The organism is Saccharopolyspora sp. NPDC002376 (genome assembly GCF_053593195.1).
Genome location: NZ_JBSFBZ010000022.1, coordinates 1 through 21,980, shown reverse-complemented (window position 1 = coordinate 21,980; position 21,980 = coordinate 1). Strand labels below are relative to the sequence as shown.

The window sequence follows — 21,980 nt, the reverse complement described above, 5'->3', positions numbered from 1 at the left end:
ACCGGCCCGCGTCATGCGGGCACGCCATTCCATCGGCGTCAAATAGCGGGCGCCGTGAGGAAAGGAAAGTCAAGTGCTCATCTCCCAGCGACCCACACTGTCCGAAGAGGTCGTGTCGGAGACCCGCTCCCGGTTCGTCATCGAGCCGCTGGAGCCGGGCTTCGGTTACACCCTCGGCAACTCGTTGCGCCGCACGCTGCTCTCGTCCATCCCGGGGGCGGCGGTCACCAGCCTGCGCATCGACGGTGTGCTGCACGAGTTCACCACTATTCCGGGTGTGAAGGAGGACGTCACCGACGTCATCCTGAACATCAAGGAGCTGGTCGTCAGCTCCGAGGAAGACGAGCCGGTGACGATGTACCTGCGCAAGCAGGGCCCGGGTGAGGTCACCGCCGCGGACATCGTGCCGCCGGCGGGTGTCACGGTGCACAACCCCGATCTGCACATCGCCACGCTGAACGCGAAGGGCAAGCTGGAGATCGAGCTCGTCGTCGAGCGCGGTCGCGGCTACGTCCCTGCGATGCAGAACAAGGCGACCGGTGCCGAGATCGGCCGCATCCCGGTGGACTCGATCTACTCGCCGGTGCTGAAGGTGACCTACAAGGTCGAGGCGACCCGTGTCGAGCAGCGCACGGACTTCGACAAGCTGGTCCTCGACGTGGAGAGCAAGCCGTCGATCACCCCGCGTGACTCGGTGGCGTCGGCAGGTCGCACTCTCGTCGAGCTGTTCGGGCTCGCCCGCGAGCTCAACGTCGATGCCGAGGGCATCGAGATCGGCCCGTCGCCGGCCGAGGCCGACACCATCGCGGCCTACGCGATGCCGATCGAGGACCTCGACCTGACGGTGCGCTCCTACAACTGCCTCAAGCGGGAGGGCATCCACACCGTCGGCGAGCTGGTCTCGCGCAGCGAGGCCGACCTGCTGGACATCCGCAACTTCGGTGCGAAGTCCATCGACGAGGTCAAGATGAAGCTGGTCGGCCTTGGGCTCGCGCTCAAGGACAGCCCGCCCGGGTTCGACCCGTCCGCCGCGGCCGCCGAGTACCCGTCCGAGGGCTGGTCCTCCGAGGACGAGGCCACCATCGGTTCGGTCGGCCCGGTCGAGGACAACGGCTACGACGACGGTCAGGACTACGCGGAGACAGAGCAGCTGTAGCTGTGTTGCGCGTCCGGGGTTCCGGCGCGCCCTGAGAGGAGCAACCGATGCCCACCCCGACCAAGGGTCCGCGTCTCGGCGGGTCGCCGGCGCACGAGCGGCTCATCATGGCCAACCTGGCCACCGCGCTGTTCGAGCACGGGCGGATCACCACCACCGAGGCGAAGGCGAAGCGGCTGCGGCCGATCGCCGAGCGGCTGATCACCAAGGCCAAGAAGGGTGACCTGCACAACCGTCGCGAGGTCCTGAAGACCATCCGCGACAAGGACGTCGTGCACAAGCTCTTCGCCGAGATCGGCCCGCACTTCGCGGAACGCAATGGCGGTTACACCCGCGTCATCAAGACGATGCCGCGCAAGGGTGACAACGCGAAGATGGCCGTCATCGCGCTGGTGACCGAGCAGCTGGTCACCACCGAGGCGGAGGCCGCTCGCGGCACGAAGTTCGCCAAGGACGAGCCGAAGGTGGAGGAGGCCCCTGCGGCCGAGGCCACCGAGGCTGCCGAGGCTCCGGCGGAGACCGCCGAGACCGAGGCCAAGGCCGAGGACACCGCTGCCGAGAAGAAGGACGAGTCCTGATTCCGGCACGCAGTGCTGTGAACGAGCCCGTTGTTCCCGCTGGGGACGGCGGGCTCGTTCGCGTGCGCCTCGACGTGTCCTACGACGGCACGGACTTCTGCGGTTGGGCCAAGCAACCGGGCCAGCGCACCGTGCAGGGACTGGTCGAGGACGCGCTGGCGAAGCAGCCGCCGGGCCGGTCGGTGCCGCGCTCGGTGGTGGTGGCCGGTCGCACGGACTCCGGGGTGCACGCGTCGGGGCAGGTCGTGCACGCCGACGTGGTGCCTCACGAGGCCGGTGGCAGTCGGGTTCCCGTTGACGCGCAAGGCATTCCGGACCTCGGTCGGATGGTGCACCGGTGGAACCGGATCCTGCCCGCGGATGTGCGGGTGTTGGGCGCGCGAGTGGTCCCTTCGGCCTTCGACGCCCGTTTTTCGGCGCTGCGGCGCCACTATCGCTACCAGGTGTCCGACGCGCCGTGGGGTGTTGACCCGCTGCGCCGCCGGGACACCCTCGCCTGGAACCGTCCGCTGGACGTGGGCGCGCTCAACACGGCGTCCCAAGAATTGTTGGGCCTCAACGACTTCGCGGCGTACTGCAAGCCGCGGGACGGCGCTACGACGGTGCGCGAGCTCCAGCGCTTCGAGTGGGAGCGCATCGACGACCACCTGATCGCCGTGCACGTGAGCGCGGACGCCTTCTGCCACTCGATGGTCCGAAGCCTGGTGGGCACCCTCCTGATGGTCGGCGACGGCCGCCGCCCCCGCCCCTGGCCGGCGGAGGTCCTGGAGTCGGAAACCCGCACCACAGCGGTAGCCCCAGCGCACGGCCTAACCCTCACGGCCATCGACTACCCCCCAGACGAAGACCTGGAATCCCGAGCCACCCAAACCAGAGCCCTCCGCACCCGCCCCTGACCGGGGGACAAGGCTCCAAATTTCCCTAAATTTGGGAACCTACGGCCAGCGCCGACGGGCTCCGCGTCCAGGCTCGTTCCAAATTTCCCTAAATTTGGAGTTCCTCTGTGGTGCCGGGGCGTGGCAGGGGTTCCAAATTTCCCTAAAATTGGGAGAACTCACTCTTACGTGGCAGGCGAATTGTCCACAGGGGACGGATCTGTGCACAGATTTCCTAATTCACTTGCACGCTGGGTGATCAAGTTAGGACCCTCTGTGCATGCCTACGAATCTGCTTGCACTTGGTAGCTGCCCCGGCCTGTTCACCCGCGTTGAAGCGCTTCAGGCTGGGCTGACCGATGACGATCTGAAGAGCTCCGAGTACCGTCGTGTGCTCCAGGGGGTTTACAGATCAGCGGAAATGCCGCTGACTCATGAGCTTCGATGTCGGGCTGCAGCGATGAAACTCCCACCCGAAGCCGTGATCACGGGCAAGTCGGCGGCGACTCTGCATGGAGTGCCGATAGCCCGGCCGCAAGACCCCGTCGAGGTCCTCATCAAGGGGTGTAAGCGGCTGCACGGCGTTCGGAGCTGGGATGTGCGGAACTACGGGTTTGAAAGCGCTCCGTGGTTCGGTGTCCGTCTCGCGACGTTGGAACGGACCGCACTCGATCTCCTCATTCGAAACTCGCTGTATCAGGCCGTCGGGCTTTGCGACGCACTGCTGCATGCGCGCGTGATCGACAAGGAGACCATCGGGCGGTACCTGGAAGGGCGCCACGACCACGGGATCAATCGGGCGCGCCGTGCTTTCGAGCTCCTCGACCACCGGGCGGAGTCGATCCCTGAGTCTGTGCTGCGCGTGATGTTCGTGCTGGCCGGCCTCAAACCGGTTCCGCAGCTGGAGATTCCTGGTGAAACGGGTGCGATGCTGCGCGCCGACCTCGGTTTCGAAGAGGCGAAGGTGCTGGTTGAGTACGACGGTGCCTGGCACGCAGACGCCGCGCAGTTCCAGCGCGACCAACGTCGGCTCCGTTGGCTGAGGTCCAACGGCTGGCACGTCATCGTAGTTACTGCGCAGGATCTGGCTGAGTCGCCGAACCGGATCGTCGAGGAAGTTGAGGCTGCCGTCCTGGGGAGGGCTCTCAAATTTCCCTAAATCTGGGGGCTCCCTGACCGGGCCCAGGCATGCGAAAGGGAGTGGGTGCTCCAAATTTAGGGAAATTTGGGAGCACCCACCCCTTCGGGTGCGTTGCTGGAAGGTCAGTCTCCTCGGCGGATTGGGCCTAGGATTTCTTGTTCCTTCTTGTTGGTGACCAGGCCGATCATGGTCCAGGTCATGTTGCCGAGGGCGATGACCTGGTCGTCCTGGAGCTGGGTGAGCTGCTGGACCTGGGGGTTCTGCAGGCTCCAGATGCGCTGGGCCAGTTGGGCCTGGTTCAGCGGGAGGCGCTGGAGGAGGACCAGGTCCGCCGTGTTCGCCGCCGTGCCGCTGCTCACCTGCGGGTGCAGGTAGGGCAGGACGTACATCGTGGTCTGCCACGGGGCGCGGGGCGGGAACAGCTCCTGCGGCACCGCACCGCCGTCGTGGATCACCAGCAGCGGCGTGTCCTCGGACGACCGGGGCAGGTCGAACGGGGCCAGGCGGCGGATCTGCACCAGCGGCACCGGCTTGCCGTCCGGGGTCTGCCCGGCCGCGCGCTCCAGGGCCTTCCACGCCGCCGGACGTCCGGTGGCCACGATCACCCACGCGCCGGTGGCCATCGCGCGCAGCGCCAGCTGCCGGGCGAGGTAGAGGCCGCCGACGGTGACCATGCGGGTCGGGTGCGGGCGGAGGATGGACGCCGACTCCGCTTCCTTCTGCGGGTTGGAGCCGATGATCACCCCGCCCCGGTCGCCGGACGGGCTGATGGCGTCCAGGGTTTCCGGGGTGACCAGGAATTCCGGTGCTGCACCCTGGTTTCCGGGCACATCGATCGTTCTGCTTCGGCTCATGCCGCACCTCCGAGCGGCAGGGTCGCTGCGTAACCGGCCAGTTGCGAGCCGCGCAGCGGGGTCAGGGTCAGGCCGAGGCGGTTGCTGATCGCCTTCAGCCGCTCATCGGCGGTGTCCAATTCGGACGGTGTCCGGGCGCTGACCCGGACCAGGCCGCGCAGCCCGACCTCGCCTTCCTCGCCGACCGGCGAGATAGACAGCGCGATGCTGGTGGACAGGGCGCGGATGCCGGTGAGCGCGTTCAGGCTGTCGTTCATCTGGTTCGGCCAACCGGTGATGGCGTAGCTGGAGTGACCAACGCCACCGGCGGTCACGCCGTCCCACCGCTCCTTGAGGCCCACCGGGCGCTGCGAACCGATCACGTTGTGCAGCTCGGCCGAGGAAATCCCGGCCTGCAGCAGCTCGTCCGGGTCCAGCGGCCGGGTCGGAACGCCCTGGCGCTCCAGCGCGCTGCGGACTCGCGACATCGCACCGATCAGCGCGCGCTGCGCACCGAGGATGCCGCCGCCGCGCTCGCCGATCGCCTTGGCGCAGCGCTGCGGGTCCAGTCGGACCGCGATCCAGGTGGTGCGCCGCGCAGCCGCGGGCAGCCGGCCGAGGACCTCCAGGTAGGAGTTCAGTGCCGGCGAATTCGACGGCAGCGCCGCACTTCCCGGGTAGCAGTGCCAGATGGCCTGGATCGCGTCGAGCACGACACCGCGGTCCTCCAGGCACGGCTCCAGCGCGCTCAACGGCAGATTCGGTGCGCTCTCAACGGGATTCAGCAGCGACGGCGCGCCTTCGACCTGAAGGACACCGGTCCACTTGCCGTTGTGCCAGGACATGCCGACCGGGTTGCGGTCGTGGTCCTGGCTGCGGGCGATCACCAGGTCCTCGACGATCAGGCGGAGCAGCGCGACCCGGTGGTTCTCGTCCGGGCCGATGATGCCGTCACCGTTCTTGTCCTCGGCCGGTTCCATGGCGTCGACGTCGGCGGGGTTCGAAACCCGGGTGTGGTTGCGGCCGCGGTACTCGAGCACCAGCCCGAACCACTGGGTGAACCAGCGGCCGCGGCGCCGCAGCAGCGCGATGATGATCGACAGCAGCGCGATGCCAGCGCCGACCGGCAGCATCACGTGCGCCAGGTCGAGCTTCGCGCCGATGATCGTCAGGATGAGCCCGATGGCGAGGCCCACCTCGATGAGCACGATGTTGGCCGCAGGGATGCCGCCGAGCGTTACGCCATTGATGCGCCGCCGGCGCGCGCGGATGCGAGCGCGGGACGGATTGGCGGGCCCGGGAGCTTTCGGCTGGGCCGGATGTTGCGTGGTCACGGACATCCGTTCGGTCTCTCCCCCTCGCAGGTAGGTGCGACTCTCGGCGCGCTGGGACGCGAATCTTCGATCAGCCGCGTGAAGAGAATACTGACGGACTAGGTGGAACCGCACCCATTCGGTATCTCTCTGCGACTATCCTGCGAAACCGTACCTCGGACGGGAGAGCTGTAGGCGAAGAATGGCATCAACACCCACAACGAAGTCACAGGTTCAGGCGTATCAGTTCGTGCTGCGCCGCATGGAGTCGGCGCTGGTGCGCAAAGACGCGGTGATGCTGCACGATCCGATGGGCTCCCACAAGCGCGCCACGATCGCGGGTGCGGTGCTGGCCGCCATCGGCTGCATCGGGTTCCTCGTGTGGGGCCTGTTCGGCGGCAAGGGCTCGGTGCCGGAACCGGGTTCGATCATCATCGGCAAGGAGACCGGCGCGGTTTTCGTCGTCACCTCCGACCAGCAGGCGGAAAAGCGGCTGATCCCGATGCTCAACGTGGCATCGGCGAAGCTGCTCGTCATGCAGCAGGGTGGTTCGCAGGGCAGCGGCGCGATCCCGACCACCGTGGTGAAGGAATCGGCGCTGGGCGACTTCCCGCGGGGTTCGCTCACCGGTCTGGTCAACGCCCCGACTTACTTGCCAGACGCCAAGAACATCGCGGTGCCGTCCTGGGCGGTCTGCGATGTCGGCCAGGTCAAGGACTTCATCAACGACGCCCGCGTCGAGGAGGAGACCAAGGTTCAGACGACGGTGATCGGTGGCGACAACAACCACGGAGTGGAGCTCGCGTCGGACCAGTCGCTGTACGTCAAGGACCAGACCTCCGAGCGGGAGTACCTGATCTACCGCGTGCAGGACCTGCCCGGTCAGCCGCACACCCACGCGGTCAAGTCGCTCGTGAACCGCACCGAGACCACCGTGATGGACATGTACGGGCTGCGGGGTGCGACGCCGCGGACCATCAGCACCAACATGCTCAACGCGATCCCCGAGGTGCCGGCGCTGCACGTGCCGAACATCGAGCGGGACGGTGAGGCGCTGCAGGACTACATGACCAACCGCAAGGTCGGTGACGTCGTCCGCCGGACGGTTCCGGGCCAGACCGACGAGTTCTACCTGCTGCTGCCCAGCGGCAAGCAGAAGATCAGCGAGGGCGCGGCGGCGGTGCTGCACGCGGACAAGACCAACAGCAAGGACATCCCGAACGCGACCGGTGCGATCACCGACGCGGACGAGGCTGACAGCAGCGAGCAGGTCAACCTGTCCGGCTACCCGCTGGCGGTGCCGAAGCCGGTGACCTTCCAGCAGTCCGACACCTCGTGCCTGAGCTGGAAGAACGTCAACGGCGACCAGAACATCACGGTGACCCTGAACAAGGGCACCCCGGCCGCCAAGGCCGCCGTCAAGCTCGCGCAGTACGACAGCACCGGACCGATGGTCGACTACTTCTACATGCCGGCGGGCAAGGCGGCCGTGGTTCGCGGCGCTTCCAATGAGGCCGGTGCGGACAGCGGTCCGATCTTCCTGGTGTCCGACCAGGGCGTGCAGTACGGCGTCAAGGACGTTGGAACTGCGCAGGGTCTGGGCGTGATCGGCGGTGCCGGTGACGTCAAGGCGGGGCCGTCGTGGCTCACGCGGGTGCTGCCGAGGGGCGACTTCCTCGACCCGGCGAACGCCAGCATGACCTACGACGCGGTGCCGGTCGGTCCGGGTGTGAACCGTCCGCCGGAGAATCCGAACAACCCGCAGCAGCAAGCCGGATCGGCCCAGGCCGGTAGCTGAGGGAGGGAACCGAACAGGCCGATTCGAACGTCCGAGATAACGAGCGATCCGCCCGCAGCGCCACGGTGACGCTGCGGGCGGATCGCTGTCAGTGCCACTGGTGTCGTCCGCGGACCAGTGCGCAGAGCACTACGCGGGAGGTGCCGGATGTCGGGGATCCGGGTCGATGTCGAATGGTTGGCGACGTACGCGCGGGAAGTGCGCACCGCTGGTGAGGAAATCGCCGCTGTGCCGCAGCAGCTGCCCGCCGTGGAGCTGGCTCCGGAGTCCTTCGGTGAGCTCGGCCGCGAGGCTGGGGCGGCGGAGTCCTACCAGCGCCTGTGCGAGCTGTTGGTGGACCAGAGCCGCCGCGCCAGCGAGGCGTTGACGTGCGCCGGTGATGAGCTGCAGGAGGTCGTGGACTTCCACACGGGTGGCGACGACGACAGCGCCATCGACATCCGCAAGCAGGAGGTCTGATCATGGCGCGCGAAAAGACCGAAATCGCCGAGCACCTCGACTACCTGAAGCGCATCGCGCGCGAGATGGACTTCGCCAACTCGATCCCGGCGGATCTCGCGGATCTGGTCGGCCGCCACGAGGACCTGCGCGAAGCGGCCCGCATTTGGCGGCAGAACGCCGAAGACGTCGAGCAGGCGACCGGGGACGTGAAGGGGCGTCTCGGCGGAATCGATTCTTCTTGGCAGGGTGCGGATGCCGAGGCCTTCCTCGGGCACATCCGCGAAGTGGGCTTGGCGAGCCACGATCTGATCGACTCCATGCGCGCGCTGGCGGATGTGCTGGAGCACACAGTCGAAGGCGTCCAGGCGCAGGTGAACGATCTTGGGGATCTGGTCGCGGAAGCGGCGGATTCGGTGTCCTCGGCGCTGCTGGCGCCCGAAGGCGGACCGGAGCGTGCCCGCAAGCACCTGGGGGAGCTGGCGCAGCCGGCGACGGAGCTCGCGGAGTCCATTTCGGACACTTATCGGGCCTTCGCCCGGTTCTGCGACGACCTGGAAGCCGGTCGGTCGACGGGATCGGTGCAGTTCGATCGCCGGATGCCGACCGAGGCCTGGGACTTCAACGTGCCTGCGGCTCCGCAGCTCCAGGCGGAAACCGACGCAGCATCCGCTGGTGGAACGCCGGAAGGGGCGGGTACTGCCGGGACTTCGGGCGCTGGATGCGCTGAGACGGCCGCTGCGACCGCGGGCGGCGGTAACTCGGCAGGTGTCGGCGCTGGTGCGGTTGGTGCCGGGACTGCTGCGGCCGAAGCGCCGGACTTGGAGGAGGGCGGCACGACCATCGCTCTGGAGCCCTCAGCGATACCGCCTGCTGCCGCAGCGGCCGCCGGTGGTGCGGCTGTCGCGGGCGGCGCCGCGGCCGCTGGCGGCATGATGCCCATGGGAATGATGGGCGGAATGGCAGGCGGCGCCCAGAACGGCGGCCAAGAGCGGAAGAACCAGTCCCGCTTCAAGTCCAAGCCCGAAGAGCTCTTCGGCACACCCCCGCAAACGGTCCCAGCGGTCTTCGGTGCCCCCGAACAAGACCAGAAGCAGGACCAGAAGACATCCAGAGAAGGCCCGGTCCGAACGGGAAAGCTGGACATCCCGTCCATCCTGCAGACGGACAAGCCCCGAAAATCAATCGACGACGCCCTCCACCCAAAACAGCCGAATTCTGACGCACCGAAGTCGCAAAACAACACTCAGTCGTCAAACCCGAAAACAGCCACAGCATCGGTCGGCGACGCCCTACCACCAAAGCCCCGCAAGCGCGGCTGAGTTCTCCTGAGCCGTGAGTTTTTTGTGTCGCAATAGCAGCGGCTTCTGATCAGCAAAAAACGGCCCGGTGTCCATTTCGGACACCGGGCCACTCCGCGGGCGAAAGGTTTAGCGTTCGCCGCGGGATCGGGCTCGGACGTTTCGGACCGCGTTGGTCAGGAACGCCGTGAAGACGATCGCCGCGATTCCCGCGCCCGCACCGCCGAGGGCGATGATCAGGGCCGGGTAGTCCTTCTGCGGGATCACGTCGGCGCCCAGCCGCGCCTGCTTCTGCGGCGGGGCCGTCTTGCCCCACTCCGACGGGACCACGTCGCCCAGCGCCGCCGCCGGGTCGACCGTGCCGTAGCCGACGATGTCGTTGCGGCCACCGGCGCCACCGGGGTGCAGGGCCGTCTCCTTGATCCGGTCCATGATCTCGCCGGCGTCGAGGTGCTTGCCCTCTTCCTCAAACTTCTGCTTGATCAGCACCGCCAGTCCGGACACGTAGGGCGCGGCGAAGCTGGTGCCCTCGATGGGGCCCATCTGGCCGTCCTGGCCGTGCGCGATCTGGCTGGCCAGACCCGTGCCGCCCGAACCGGGGTCGAGCGTGATCAAGTTCTCGCCCGGCGCGGCCACGTCCACCCACGGACCCGGCACGGTGAACTCCGAGGGCGCGCCCTGCTCGTTCACCGAGGCGACGGTGAGCACGTAATCGTCGAACCAGGCGGGCAGCACCGCGGTCGTCGGGCTGCCGGTTGGGTTCTTCTGGCACGTGCCGCCGACGTTGCCCGCCGCGACGACGACCACGATGCCCGCGTCGTAGGCCGCCTTGACCGCCGTCTGCAACTCCTGGTTGCTCTCGTTGCGGGGGTCGGCGGCCTGCGAGATCGGCTGGCAGGACGACTGCGAGATGTTGATGACGTCGACCTGGTCGGCCACTGCCCTGTTGATGGCCTGCGCCATCGTCCGGGTGTTGCCGATCGTCTTGTTCGTCTCGTCCTCGACGAACAGGCTGGAGGACTGCCGGAGGGACAGGATCGACGCCTCCGGCGCGACCCCGACGTAGGCGGTCTGGTTCGTCGGGTCCGGGGCGGCCGCGATGATGCCCGCCACGATGGTGCCGTGCCCGTCGCAGTCGGTGAGCGGGCCGCCTTTGGAAATGCTGGTGTCACCGCCGCGCAACCCGTGCTGCAGCCGCGGGTGCGAGTTCACGCCGGTGTCGATGACCGCGACGGTCTTGCCCTGCCCCTTGAAGCCCTGCTCGTGAGCCCGTTCGTAGCCGAGCACCCGCTGGCTCCACGGCTTCTCCTCGATGGAGGAACCGCCGGGGTTTCCCTGCATGCAGGCCTGCTTCTGCGGGTAGTCGAACTTCTCCAGCGCGGCGCCGGTCCGCTTCGACTCGTCCAGCTGCGGTGGACCGACGGTCTGCGCGATCGCCGGTGCCGTCGGCCCACCCAGCGCGAGCACACCGACCGCGGCGAGCAGCGCGGATGTGCGCAGCGTGCTGCGGGAGAACCTTGAGCGCATCGAGCCGTCCCTCAGAAGTTGATGTTGAGGTCGCGGATGTACATGTAGAGGTCCATCGCGGCCAGTGCCAGCGGCAGCACCAAGGCGATCAGGACCGCCTCCAGGATGTCGACCATGCGGCGCTGCACCGGGGAGAACCGGCGGTTCGGGAACACCACGCCGAAGATGATCGACAGCACGCCCAGCAGCAGCAGCGGCGGGAACACCCAGGCCACCGCGACCGGCATGGTCGCGACCTGCGCCAGCAGACCGATGGTGACGCCCAGTGCGGACAGCAGACCGCTGAACAGCAGGGCGATCGCCTGGCTGCCGTTGGCGTAGTTGCGGCCGCGCAGCAGCAGCACCGCGGAGACGACGACGGCGAAGGCCGCGCCCCAGATCGGGTTGAACACCGCGGCGACGATGGCGCCGACCGCGGCCACGACGCCGCAGCCCACGATCAGACCGGTCATGTACTGGTGCGCCAGGCCGGTCTGCCGCTCGATCATGCGGTAGTCCGGGAAACCGGTGTCTTCCTTGAGATCCTCGGCGCTGCCCGGCACGTGCGGCAGCGGCAGCTTGGCGAGCTGGATAGTGATGCGCGGCAGCAGCGAGATACCGGCCAGGCCGATAGCGGCGGCACCGGCGGCGATCCCGGCCGGGTTCGCGGCGGGCACCAGCGTGCCGATGATGAAGGCCACGGTGCCGAAGGCGCCCGCGGTCGCAGCGGCGATGAACGTGACGATGCCCGCCCCGATCACCATGATCGCCACCGAGGCGAAGATCAGCGTCAACGCGCTGGCCAACAGCAATCGCGGTTCGAGCGCGTTGCCCGGCACGATGTTGAAACCGGCGACGAAGGCGAACGGAAGACCGCCCGCCGCCGCGATGACGGTTCCCGTCGTCGGCGCCGCGTAAGCGCGGGTCACCATGGATCCGACGCCGGTCGCGAAGATCGCCACCACGACACCGACCACTGCGGCCACGATCTGGTACACGACCGAGGTGGTGGTGTCCATGTTGTGGTGCAGCAGCCCGGCCGGTCCGGCCAGGCCCAGCGCAGCTGCGGCGCCGATCAGCGCCAGCGCACCGGCGGTGTGCCCGACCTTGGCCGCGGTCTCCTTGGTCCAGGGCCGGTAGCTACCGGGCTCGGCCTCGGCGAGCGCGTCGACGACGTCGTCGTACAGCGGCGGCGGCGGGTTGTCCGCGCCGCGACGCAGCTGCAGCATGTCGCCGTCCACAATGCCCTGCGCGGACAACGACTGGTTCGGTTCGAGCGGCTCGCTGTCGCCAAGCCGTGCCAGGACCCAGCCCCCGTGCCGCGAACCGCCATCGGGCGTCGTCTCGCGGGCCATTTCCAGCAGCATCGGCAGCTGGTCTGCCACCGACACATCGGAAGGCAGCGCCAGGTCGATGCGAGTTGTAGGTGCCACCACCGTCACGCGGCTGAACACCGTGGTCCCGGTCGCCACTTGGGCCCCCTACTCCCTGAAGGTTGATTGCCTTGCATTCCTTGTCGTCTGGGGCTCGATCCAACCAAGGCTGGGTTTTTCTTTCGAAACCGACCCGCCCGGTCGAAGAGCGCCCCTAGTATGGCCACACCAACCGTCGAGGGGTGACGGGTTTGGCGGAACTCGTGCCAACGACTTGATATCTGGTTGATCACGTCCGACTCCCACCCCGCCGCCGGTGGCGCCGCAGCGGTACAGAATGCTGGGCGCGACATCGAGAGCACGTTTGACACGGAAAGGTTGTTGCGTCCGGTGAGCACGCTGCAGTTCAAGCGAACGCCACGCCTGGCCGCTCCCAGGCCACCGGGCGGGGAGGTGCACCTCGAACCACCGCCGGAGATCCCGCGGACGATTCCGGGCAGCATCGTCCAGAAGGTTCTGCCGGGCGTCATGATCGTCGCCTCGCTGGGAATGATGGTTTTCATGCTCCAGCGGGCGAAGGACAACCCGATGATGATGATGATGCCGATGATGATGCTCATCTCAACCTTCGGGATGATGGCCGGTGGCGGTAAGGAAGGCGGCCAGAAGAAGGCCGAGATGAACGAGGACCGCAAGGATTACCTGCGGTACCTCGGTCAGATGCGCGACCGCGCGCGGGAGGCTGCCGACGAGCAGCGCCTGGCGCGGGAGTGGGTGCACCCGGACCCGCAGACCCTGTGGTCGCTGGCGGCCGGTCCGAGCCGACGCATGTGGGAGCGTCGCCCGAACGACAACGACTTCTGCCAGGTTCGGGTCGGCCGCGGTTCGCAGCGGCTGGAAACCCGCCTGGTGCCGCCGCAGACCGGTCCGGTCGACGAGCTGGAGCCGATCACCACGTTGGCGCTGCGCCGTTTCGTGCGCGCGCATTCGCTGGTGCCGGAGCTGCCGATCGCCACCTCGCTGCGCGGTTTCGCCGCGGTCGGCCTGCAGGGCGACAAGGAACTGGTTCGCGGCCTGGCTCGCGCGATGGTGTGCCAGCTGGCCACTTTCCACACCCCCGACGACGTGATGATCGCGGTCGCCAGCAGCGGCCGCGCGCGCACCGAGTGGGAGTGGGTGAAGTGGCTGCCGCACGCCCAGCACCCGACCGAGACCGACGGCATCGGTCAGATGCGACTGATGGCCGGTTCGCTGGCCTCGCTCGAGCAGATGCTCTCCGAGCAGTTGGCCGAGCGGCCGCGCTTCCAGCGCAACGCGGCTCCGCCGGACGGCCAGCCGCACATCGTGATCATCATCGATGACGCCGAGATCAGCCGCGAAGAAGCGCTCTACGTCGAGGGCGGCCTGGCCGGCGTCACCATGATCGACCTGTCCGACCTGCTCGGACAGCTCACCGCGCGCCGCGGCATGCGGATGGTCGTCGAGGAGGACCGGGTCGGTGCTCGCGGCGGCAGCGGTGTCGAGTGGTTCGGCAAGCCGGACTCGCTGAGCATGGAAGAAGCTGCCGCGCTGTCCCGCCAGCTCTCCCCGTACCGGGTCGCCGGTGGGGCGGGCGCCGCGTCCGACGCCGACAGCGGTGGCTACGAGCCGCTGACCACGCCGCTGAACTACGTGGAGCAGCTGGGTCTGGCCGGTGACGTCGTCACCTTCGACCTCAACGAGGCTTGGCGGCCGCGGTCCCGCGACGACCTCTACCGCGTCGCGATCGGCCCCGGCGAGCAGGGCGAGATCGTCCACCTGGACATCAAGGAAACCGCTTCGGGCGGTATGGGTCCGCACGGTCTGTGCATCGGTGCGACCGGTTCCGGTAAGTCCGAGTTCCTGCGGACCATCGTGCTGGGTCTCATCGCCACCCACTCGTCGTCGATGCTCAACTTCGTGCTCGTCGACTTCAAGGGTGGTGCGACGTTCAACGGGTTCGACCCGGCGCCGCACGTGTCGGCGAACATCTCGAACCTCGAGGGCGACGGTTCGCTGATCGACCGCATGTCGGACGCGCTGGCCGGTGAGATGAACCGCCGCCAGGAGGTCCTGAACAAGGCGGGCGCGAAGAACGTCTGGGACTACCGGAAGATGGCCGAGGCCGGCGACGATCGCTGCGCCGAGCCGCTGCCCGCGCTGTTCGTGGTCATCGACGAGTTCTCCGAGCTGCTCTCGCAGCAGCCGGACTTCGCCGAGCTGTTCGTGATGATCGGTCGACTGGGTCGTTCGCTGCAGGTCCACCTGCTGCTCGCCTCCCAGCGTCTGGAAGAGGGCAAGCTGCGTGGTCTGGACTCGCACTTGTCTTACCGGATCGGTCTGAAGACCTTCAACGCGGCGGAATCCCGTGCGGCCATTGGTGTTCCGGACGCTGCGGACCTGCCGGCCACCGGTGGTCACGGTTACCTGAAGCACCCGAACGGCATGGACCGGTTCCGCGCCGCGTTCGTGTCCGGTCACCTGCACCAGACCAGTGGTCGTCGTCCGGCGCTCAAGGGTGCTTCCTCGCCGGTCACCGGTGAGAAGATGCCGCGGCGCTTCATCCCGGACTACGTGGAGAAGCCGAAGGAGCCGGAGAAGCCGGTCGTCGAAGAGGTCAAGGAGGAGAAGAAGAGCGACCTCGACCCGACCGACTTCCAGATCGTCATCGACAAGGTCCACGGCCAGGGCCCGCCGGCCCACGCGGTGTGGCTGCCCCCGCTGGACAGTCCGCCCACTTTGGACAGTCTGCTCCCGCCGCTGCAGCAGACCGACGACCGCGGTTACACCGCCGCCGGTTACGCGGGCAGCGGTCGGCTGCAGGTCCCGGTCGGCCTGATCGACGTTCCGTACAACCAGCGCCAGGACCCGATGATCCTCGACCTGAGCGGTCAGGGCGGTCACGGCGCGATCGTCGGCGGTGTCGGTGCAGGCAAGTCGAGCACGGTCCGCGCGATGATCGCTTCGATGGCGCTGACCCACACCCCGCAGGAAGTGCAGTTCTACTGCGTCGACCTCGGTGGTGGTTCGATCGGTGCGCTGCGCGGCCTGCCGCACATGGGTGGTTACGGCACCCGCCGCGACGCGGACACGGTGCGCCGGACGATCGCCGAGCTCAAGACGATGCTGGCGGAGCGGGAAGCCCGCTTCGCGCAGCACGGCGTCGAGGGCATGAACGACTACCGGAACAAGCGCCGTCGCGGTGAGTTCGAGGACGACCCGTTCGGCGACGCCTTCCTGATCATCGACGGCTGGCGGACCTTCCGCGAGGAGTTCGAGGCCCTCGAGCAGGACGTGCTGAACCTGGCGGCCAACGGTCTCGCCTACGGCGTGCACGTGTTCGTCACCGCGGCGCGGTGGGCGGAGATCCGCCCGGCGATGAAGGACTTGATGCAGACCCGCATCGAGCTCCGCCTCGGTGACCCGAGCGAATCCGAGGTCGACCGCAAGTTCGCGGTGAAGGTCCCGCAGGGCCGCCCCGGTCGCGGTATGCACGGCTCCAAGCTGCACTTCTTGACTGCTCTGCCCCGTGTGGACAGCGAGAAGATCGGTGACCGAGTCGCTGAGGAGGTCGAGGCGGTCAAGCGCGAGGCCGAGGAGGGCAAGCCGCTCCGCAACCCGCGGATGGGCTGGGAGCTCTACAACGACGACGTCTCCGAAGGCGTCGCGGACATGGTCAACCGCGTCAAGAGCTCCTGGCAGGGGCGCCCGGCGCCGCAGGTCCGCCTGCTGCCGGACCTCCTGCCGCACCAGCAGCTGCCGCGGCCGGAGCAGCAGCCGAACCCGAAGCTGGTGCCGATCGGCATCAACGAGGACGGCCTGCACCCGGTGTACCTGGACTTCGCCGCCGAACCGAACTTCTACGCGTTCGGCGAGCGCGAGTCGGGCAAGACGGCCCTGCTGCGCACGATCGTCCGGGGCATCACCGAGCGGTACACGCCGAAGGAAGCGCTCATCCTGCTGGTCGACTACCGGCGCACGATGCTCGGCTTCCTCAACACCGGCCACCTGCTGGAGTACGCGGTCGGTGCGGACCAGCTCAAGAGCAACGTCAAGGACGTGGCGGGGTCGCTGAAGAAGCGCCTGCCGGGTCCGGACGTGACGCAGGAGCAGCTGAAGAACCGTTCCTGGTGGAAGGGTCCGGAGCTGTTCGTGATCGTCGACGACTACGAGCTGGTGGCCCCGCAGGGCAGCAATCCGCTGGCACCGCTGGCGGAGTTCATCCCGACGGCCAGCGACGTGGGTCTGCACATCATCCTGGCCCGCAACTCCGGTGGTGCGGGACGTGCCCTGTACGAGCCGCTGATCGGCAAGATGCGCGAAACGTCGGCCCCGGGCCTGGCGATGAGCGCGAACAAGGACGACGGCCAGCTGGTGGCGAACATCAAGTCCCGCGCGCTCCCGCCGGGTCGCGGCACCTTGGTGAGCCGCAGCCTGCGCGGTGGCCCGCAGATGATCCAGACGGCCTTCATCCCGCCGGAGTGATCGTCACGGCCTAGCTGCCACGACAACGAGAAACCCTCCCCAGCCCTCGGCCGGGGAGGGTTTCTCGGTTTGGGGAGGGCGGCCGGGCGCGTGGGAGGGGGTTCGCGCCCGGCCACCGGGGTGGGTCGGTGCGGCATGTGGCCGGGGGATCTCATGTCGCACCGACCCGGCTTGGTGGGGGTCGTGAGTGCGTAGACCGGTTGGAGCCGGTTTTTGCACTCACGACCGCTTACAGGCGCAGGTGGTGGCGACCGGTGGGGTGGTCGTCGGGATCGACGTCTGGGAACTGGGGTTGGGGTGGTTCCGTTGGTGGTTCTGGGGATATCGCGCGGTTTTCGGCTTCGATGTCGGCTATGAGGTGCCACACGGTGTATTCGCCGTCGCCTGTGCCTGCGTGCTGGCCTGTCGCGAACCGCAGTCCTGGCACCGGGATGTGGGTGGTGAGCAGGGCGAGGATGAGCAGGTTGAACAGGATGAAGGTGCTCAGCTGGATCCAGAACATGGTGGTGGGTGTCCTTTCCAAATTTCCCTAAAATTGGGAACCCCTCTGGCCTGGGGTTTCGAGGGCTGGTGTCCCAAATTTCCCTAAAGTTGGGAGCCGCCATCGCCACTCACGAGTACGTCAGGACTGCTCGGCGAGGACGCGCCAGCAGCTCATGCAGGTGAGGCGAAGGTCAGCCGGATCGAGACCGCACGCCGCGGAATCCTGGTGGAAAACGTCGAGGCGATCGTCGACGTCCTCCGCATGAAGGACGAAGACCGCGAACGGCTGCTGAAGATGGCCCGTGAAGTTCGCGAACCGGCCTGGTGGGAGCTCGGCCGGGACTTTCCTCAACAGCTGAAAGCGCTTATCGACGCTGAGCAGCGGGCGACTCGGACTACCCAAGTGGCGTTGAACATGATCCCCGGTCTTCTGCAGACGAGGGCGTACACGCGGCAGATCATGGAGTCCGGTGGGCTGCCGGCTGATCAGGTGGAGGACCAGGTCGGGGTTCGGCAAGTTCGGCAAGGCATTCTGACCAAGCGAGACCCAGTCGTCCTGAACGCGTTCATCGATGAAACCGCTTTGCTGCGCCCAGTTGGTGGACCGCGTGTGATGGCTGAACAGCTCCGCCACGTCGTAGCGGCCAGCGAGGAGTCGAACGTCGAGGTCCGTGTGATTCCGCTCGACCAAGGAGCGCATGCAGGTCTCAGCGGGGCCTTCGTGGTCTACGAGTTCGTCAAGTCCCGTCCTGTCGTCTACCTGGAGGGACGCAGTTCAGGTGCGTTCCTCGATGAGGCCGAGGACGTGGACCTGTTCTGGGATGCCCTCAAACATCTAGAAAATCAAGCCTCGGATTCGGCCGTTTCGCGCGAGACACTGAAGGAGTACGTGAAGCGGTACGAGAGCGAGGCGTGATGACTGCCGACTTAGTCGGCTGGCGTAAGTCCAGCTACAGCGGTGTGCAGGGAGATTGCGTCGAGGTGGGCTGGTCGAAGTCCTCCCACAGCGGCCCGCAGGGAAACTGTGTCGAAGTGGGTTGGGCGAAGTCTTCCTGCAGCGGTGCGCAAGCGGACTGCGTTGAGGTGGCGTTGGAGCCCGAGGTGGTTGGGGTTCGGGACTCGAAGGATCGGGGTGGGGCTGTGCTGACGTTCCCGCGGGGCCAGTGGGTGGCGTTCGTCTCAGGATTGCGGGATCGGCGCAGGTAGTTGGGCTGTTTGGGCGGTTCTTGGAGGTTGTTTCACGAACGTTGTCCGCGTTGGGGTGGGCTCTTGTACTCTCTGCGGTCGTGATCACACCAGTGTGTGACTTGTATTGATCACGATCGTGGGGAGGGGGCTCCGTGAACGCGGGGATGGAGAGCTTCGCCGCAGGCGCCAGCGCGCTCGCCGGACAGGCTCAAGGCCTGCGCGCTGCAGTCGACAGCGGCAAGCTCGTGATGGAGCCAGAGGCTGCCGAAGAGCTTGCCAAGTTCTACGAGGACAAGGCAGATGACGTCCGGGACAAGAGGCGGCGTACTGACCGTCTTGTGGCGAGCGGAGCATTTGGCGACTGTTTCACTGGCCACCAGCTGGAGGAGAAGTTCCGGCAGAAGGTGGTAGCTGACGAGGTTGGTCTGGTTGCGATCCTGGGCAAGGTCGAAGAGATCTTGAGGAATATGGCTCAGGCGTACCGCGACTCTGCTCGTGATATGGCCAACACCGATGACGAGCACTCTCGAAACCTAAACCGGAGTATCTGATCTGATGGTGGGCATGCGCACAAAACGACTCGTGGTGGCGGCAACTGGGGTTGCGGCGGGGCTGGTCCTCGCTGGGTGCTCCACTCCCGTTGGCGATGTCACCCCGACGAAGCAGCAGGAGTCGCCGAACGTTCTCGCGGGCGTGGACCCGTGCAAGATCCTCTCTGCTGAGGACGTGCAGGCTTTTGGTGTGAGTGACCCGGGTGAGCCCGTCGACCAGGGGATCGGGGAGCAGGGCTGCGATTACAGCGCAGATGATCTCGCTTTCACGGTCTACAAGGCAGAAGATCACGACCGGGGCTATTACGAGAGCCGGAAGGACAACATCGCTGTCTACGAACCGAACAAGGTTGGGTCGCGAGACGGCATCAAGCAGATTACCAAGGGGTCCACTGGCCAGGGCGTCTGTAATCAGGTGATCGAGGTCGGATCCGGCAGCGCGCTTGTCCAGGTTTCCTACAGTGCAGACAAGATCCCGAGCGACGACGAAACCTGCGCCAAGGCGATGGAGATCGCCAAGGTCGTTGAGTCGAAGCTGCCGAAGTAAGGATTAGTCGAGGGGGAACGGCATGGTTGACATTCTTGGGGAGGCTGGGGACCTCTTCTCGAGAGCCACTGGAATAGGCGAGACCAGGGCCGAGGAGCAGGCTCGCATTCGGCAGACTGTTGCTACTGCTACTAGCCAGGCGCGTGGTCAGCAGTTGGCTCAGCAGCAGCAGGGCCTGAACATTCAGGGCACTGACCCGGCGTCGATCGCCCAGCACGACAACTGGAATGACTGGGATCATGCTCGGCTTTACAACCAGCTTGGGCAGTCGCTGAATCCGCAGGAGATCAACGACTCCGGCAAGGCTTGGGAGAAGCTTGGTCAGGAAATCGCCGAGATCTTCGCGGATCTTGAAAGCGGATCCCGCAAGATTGCAGGCGATCGTCTGCAGGGTGAGGCGGCTGAAGCTGGACTCAGTGCGGCGAAGCCGTTGCAGGAGTGGGGAAAGCAGTTCGGCGACTCTTTGAGCGGTACTGGATTGAAGATTCAGGAAGCCGGGAATGCTGCCGCGCAGACGAAGGCCACGCTGGAACCGCCGAAGGAGTTTGATGGTTGGCGGAACGGGGTTCGCAGCCTTGCTCCGGGTGGCGGGCTCGTTGACGGTGCTCTGCAGATGCAGGAGCAGCGGGAGGCCACTGCTCAGGCTCGGCAGCTCGTGCAGAACGTTTATGCGTCTGGGTACCAGTCGGTCGATTCCAGCACTCCTACGTTCCCTCCGCCTGTTGATCCGTTGAATCCGCCTCCGCCTCCGGATCAGGGGCGGAGCAATCCGCAGGGGATTTCCCAGACTCCGTCCGGGTATTCCGGGCAGCCCAGTGGGAATGTGCCCGGTGGCGGGAGCGTGCCAGGTGGTGGCAGCGTGCCCGGTGGCGGTATCCCGGGTGGAAACGGGACGGGCTCGTCCTATGTGGACCCGCGTCCCGGTGGTTACGTGCCTCCGGCGCAGAGCAATTCGCAGTGGGCCGGGCAGCCGAACATGCCCGGGCCGGGGATGACTCCTCCTCCCGGTGCCGGTAGCACTCCGCCCGGTGCTGGTGGCGGTTTCATGGGCGGAATGCCGCCCGGCGCTGGTGGTGCCGGTGGGATGGGCGCTGGAGGTGGTCGCGGTGCTGGTGCTGGGGGCATGGGTGCCGGTGGTCGTGCCGGTGCCGGTGGGTCCGGGATGGGCGCTGGTGGTCGGGCCGGCATGGGCGGACCCGGCGCCGCTGGAGCTGGTGGCGCGGGCGCTGCCGGTGGAGCCGGGGCTGCTGGTCGTGGCGGCGGGGCCGGTGCTGGTGCTGGTGCCGGTGCTGGTCGCGGCGGTAAGGGCGACAGCGAGGACCAGGAGCACGAGCGTCCGAGCTGGCTCGAAGAGCAGGACGACATCTGGTTGGATGACATGCCCAAGACCGCTCCGCCGGTCTTCGGCGACTGGGGCAAATGACGGGGGTAAGTGTGTCCGAGCGTTGGCTGTTGCCACCGCTGTGGTTCGACTTCTGCTGGGAACTCGGGCGTTTCGACGAATACCCGTTCCCGATCGCGGTTCGGTCGCACGGCGCGACGATGGAAGAGCGGGCCGCGCTGCGCCAGCGTGCGCTGCCCGAGATGCAGGCCGCGGGGCTGATCGCCGGAACCGGTCTCGTGCCGCGCTTCGCGCAGGTTCTCGGTCTGCTGGCCAAGCCCGGCCTGTGGATCGAAGGGCTCTGGGCGCCCGACGAGACCACCGACTCGCCGGTCCGGATGATGTCGGTGGCCAGCGAAGAAGGCGCGGTGCTGCTCGTCCAGGACCCCGGGGAATCCGAGAGTCGCGGCGGTGACCTGCGGATCTCCGTGCACCCGCGGACTTCTCCGGTCGCGGCGGCGATCCAGGGCATGCCCCCGGCTCCGCCTGGGAAGCGCCCGCGCCTGGCGGTTCCGTCCGCCGAGTTCGCGCAGAAGCAGGACCGCCGTGCCGACGAGAACTTCGAAGAGCTGGACATGATGCAGTCGGCGACGGTGTCCCGGCCCAAGCAGTCCGGCGCCGACGCGCTGCGCGCCGTCCTGGAAGAACCGCACCTGCGCGACGGGCAGTTCGCGGTGAACCTGCGGGACCGGTACGGCCGCACGCGCCGTTCCCAGGTGCTCAAGTGGTTCGACGCCCGCGAGCCCGACGGCCGCTACGGCCTGACCCAGCAGCAGCGCCCCGGCGTCGGGCCCGAGCTGGTGCTGGCCCCGCTCGCCCCGCCGGACCTGGGCAAAGCCTTGGAGAACCGCGTCGCCGAAGTCCGAAGCGCGGCCTGACCCGGGCAGTTTTGCCTAAAACTGCCCGGTTCCGGTGACTGTCAGTTTTAGTACTGCAACGGCAGTTCAGGGGTAGCCGCGTTTTCGGTAGTGGCTGGTTCGGGCTTGGAGTTGGCGTTGTCGGCGCCAGTGTGACC

The 21,980-nt window shown here is 67.1% G+C and carries 19 protein-coding genes; 14 read left to right on the top strand and 5 right to left on the bottom strand.

The window, feature by feature from the left end; translation table 11 throughout:
- The first annotated feature begins 73 nt into the window (after positions 1 to 73).
- The 4 genes from ACWCO2_RS16780 to ACWCO2_RS16765 all read left to right on the top strand — a co-directional run bounded on the left by ACWCO2_RS16780 (position 74) and on the right by ACWCO2_RS16765 (position 3,768).
- A complete protein-coding gene (locus ACWCO2_RS16780; protein WP_450128641.1) occupies positions 74 to 1,156 on the top strand; it encodes a DNA-directed RNA polymerase subunit alpha in 1,083 nt (360 codons plus the stop codon).
- 47 nt (positions 1,157 to 1,203) lie between these two features.
- Complete coding sequence (gene rplQ, locus ACWCO2_RS16775; protein ID WP_450128640.1) at positions 1,204 to 1,734, top strand: 50S ribosomal protein L17; 531 nt, start codon at positions 1,204 to 1,206, stop codon at positions 1,732 to 1,734.
- Positions 1,735 to 1,751: 17 nt separating this feature from the next.
- Positions 1,752 to 2,630 carry a tRNA pseudouridine(38-40) synthase TruA gene (gene truA, locus ACWCO2_RS16770; protein WP_450128639.1) on the top strand — a complete coding sequence of 293 codons (879 nt, stop codon included), beginning with the start codon at positions 1,752 to 1,754 and terminating at the stop codon, positions 2,628 to 2,630.
- A gap of 259 nt (positions 2,631 to 2,889) precedes the next feature.
- Positions 2,890 to 3,768 (top strand): DUF559 domain-containing protein, encoded by an 879-nt coding sequence (locus ACWCO2_RS16765; protein WP_450128638.1) that lies wholly within the window; start codon positions 2,890 to 2,892, stop codon positions 3,766 to 3,768.
- Positions 3,769 to 3,872: 104 nt separating this feature from the next.
- Here the strand turns inward: ACWCO2_RS16765 and ACWCO2_RS16760 are convergent, their stop codons facing one another.
- Entirely contained in the window at positions 3,873 to 4,604 is a 732-nt protein-coding gene (locus tag ACWCO2_RS16760) for a hypothetical protein (RefSeq protein ID WP_450128637.1), read from the bottom strand.
- A complete protein-coding gene (gene eccE / locus ACWCO2_RS16755; protein WP_450128636.1) occupies positions 4,601 to 5,923 on the bottom strand; it encodes a type VII secretion protein EccE in 1,323 nt (440 codons plus the stop codon). The genes ACWCO2_RS16760 and eccE overlap by 4 nt, the downstream gene beginning before the upstream one ends.
- A gap of 175 nt (positions 5,924 to 6,098) precedes the next feature.
- Here eccE and eccB point away from each other — a divergent pair, with 175 nt between their 5' ends.
- The 3 genes from eccB to ACWCO2_RS16740 all read left to right on the top strand — a co-directional run bounded on the left by eccB (position 6,099) and on the right by ACWCO2_RS16740 (position 9,454).
- Positions 6,099 to 7,694, top strand: a complete 1,596-nt coding sequence (gene eccB, locus ACWCO2_RS16750; RefSeq protein WP_450128635.1) for a type VII secretion protein EccB — start codon at positions 6,099 to 6,101, stop codon at positions 7,692 to 7,694.
- 147 nt (positions 7,695 to 7,841) lie between these two features.
- On the top strand, positions 7,842 to 8,153 hold the full coding sequence (locus ACWCO2_RS16745) for a hypothetical protein (protein WP_450128634.1): 312 nt from the start codon (positions 7,842 to 7,844) through the stop codon (positions 8,151 to 8,153).
- 2 nt (positions 8,154 to 8,155) lie between these two features.
- Entirely contained in the window at positions 8,156 to 9,454 is a 1,299-nt protein-coding gene (locus tag ACWCO2_RS16740; RefSeq protein ID WP_450128633.1) for a WXG100 family type VII secretion target, read from the top strand.
- Between the two features lie 108 nt (positions 9,455 to 9,562).
- Here the strand turns inward: ACWCO2_RS16740 and mycP are convergent, their stop codons facing one another.
- Both mycP and eccD read right to left on the bottom strand, forming a co-directional pair.
- Positions 9,563 to 10,960 carry a type VII secretion-associated serine protease mycosin gene (gene mycP, locus ACWCO2_RS16735; protein WP_450128632.1) on the bottom strand — a complete coding sequence of 466 codons (1,398 nt, stop codon included), beginning with the start codon at positions 10,958 to 10,960 and terminating at the stop codon, positions 9,563 to 9,565.
- Between the two features lie 11 nt (positions 10,961 to 10,971).
- On the bottom strand, positions 10,972 to 12,411 hold the full coding sequence (gene eccD, locus ACWCO2_RS16730; RefSeq protein WP_450128631.1) for a type VII secretion integral membrane protein EccD: 1,440 nt from the start codon (positions 12,409 to 12,411) through the stop codon (positions 10,972 to 10,974).
- A gap of 291 nt (positions 12,412 to 12,702) precedes the next feature.
- Between eccD and eccCa the strand changes: the two genes are divergently transcribed.
- Positions 12,703 to 16,815 (top strand): type VII secretion protein EccCa, encoded by a 4,113-nt coding sequence (gene eccCa / locus ACWCO2_RS16725; RefSeq protein WP_450128630.1) that lies wholly within the window; start codon positions 12,703 to 12,705, stop codon positions 16,813 to 16,815.
- A 229-nt stretch (positions 16,816 to 17,044) separates the two neighbouring features.
- On the opposite strand, the gene ACWCO2_RS16720 is transcribed toward eccCa, so the two are convergent.
- A complete protein-coding gene (locus ACWCO2_RS16720) occupies positions 17,045 to 17,317 on the bottom strand; it encodes a hypothetical protein (RefSeq protein ID WP_450128629.1) in 273 nt (90 codons plus the stop codon).
- 207 nt (positions 17,318 to 17,524) lie between these two features.
- Between ACWCO2_RS16720 and ACWCO2_RS16715 the strand changes: the two genes are divergently transcribed.
- The 6 genes from ACWCO2_RS16715 (at position 17,525) to ACWCO2_RS16690 (ending at position 21,843) form a co-directional block, all read left to right on the top strand.
- The gene (locus ACWCO2_RS16715; protein WP_450128628.1) at positions 17,525 to 18,214 is read left to right on the top strand and encodes a Scr1 family TA system antitoxin-like transcriptional regulator; all 690 of its coding nucleotides are present in this window, start codon (positions 17,525 to 17,527) and stop codon (positions 18,212 to 18,214) included.
- Entirely contained in the window at positions 18,214 to 18,504 is a 291-nt protein-coding gene (locus tag ACWCO2_RS16710) for a DUF397 domain-containing protein (protein WP_450128627.1), read from the top strand. Before ACWCO2_RS16715 ends, ACWCO2_RS16710 begins: the two co-directional genes overlap by 1 nt.
- Before the next feature lie 134 nt (positions 18,505 to 18,638).
- Positions 18,639 to 19,037, top strand: coding sequence for a hypothetical protein (locus ACWCO2_RS16705; RefSeq protein WP_450128626.1), 399 nt, complete (start codon positions 18,639 to 18,641; stop codon positions 19,035 to 19,037).
- Positions 19,038 to 19,041: 4 nt separating this feature from the next.
- Positions 19,042 to 19,584: a DUF3558 family protein gene (locus ACWCO2_RS16700; RefSeq protein WP_450128625.1), complete on the top strand. Its 543-nt coding sequence runs from the start codon at positions 19,042 to 19,044 to the stop codon at positions 19,582 to 19,584.
- 154 nt (positions 19,585 to 19,738) lie between these two features.
- Positions 19,739 to 21,007, top strand: coding sequence for a hypothetical protein (locus ACWCO2_RS16695; protein ID WP_450128624.1), 1,269 nt, complete (start codon positions 19,739 to 19,741; stop codon positions 21,005 to 21,007).
- A gap of 11 nt (positions 21,008 to 21,018) precedes the next feature.
- The gene (locus tag ACWCO2_RS16690; RefSeq protein ID WP_450128623.1) at positions 21,019 to 21,843 is read left to right on the top strand and encodes an ESX secretion-associated protein EspG; all 825 of its coding nucleotides are present in this window, start codon (positions 21,019 to 21,021) and stop codon (positions 21,841 to 21,843) included.
- Positions 21,844 to 21,980: the final 137 nt, after the last annotated feature.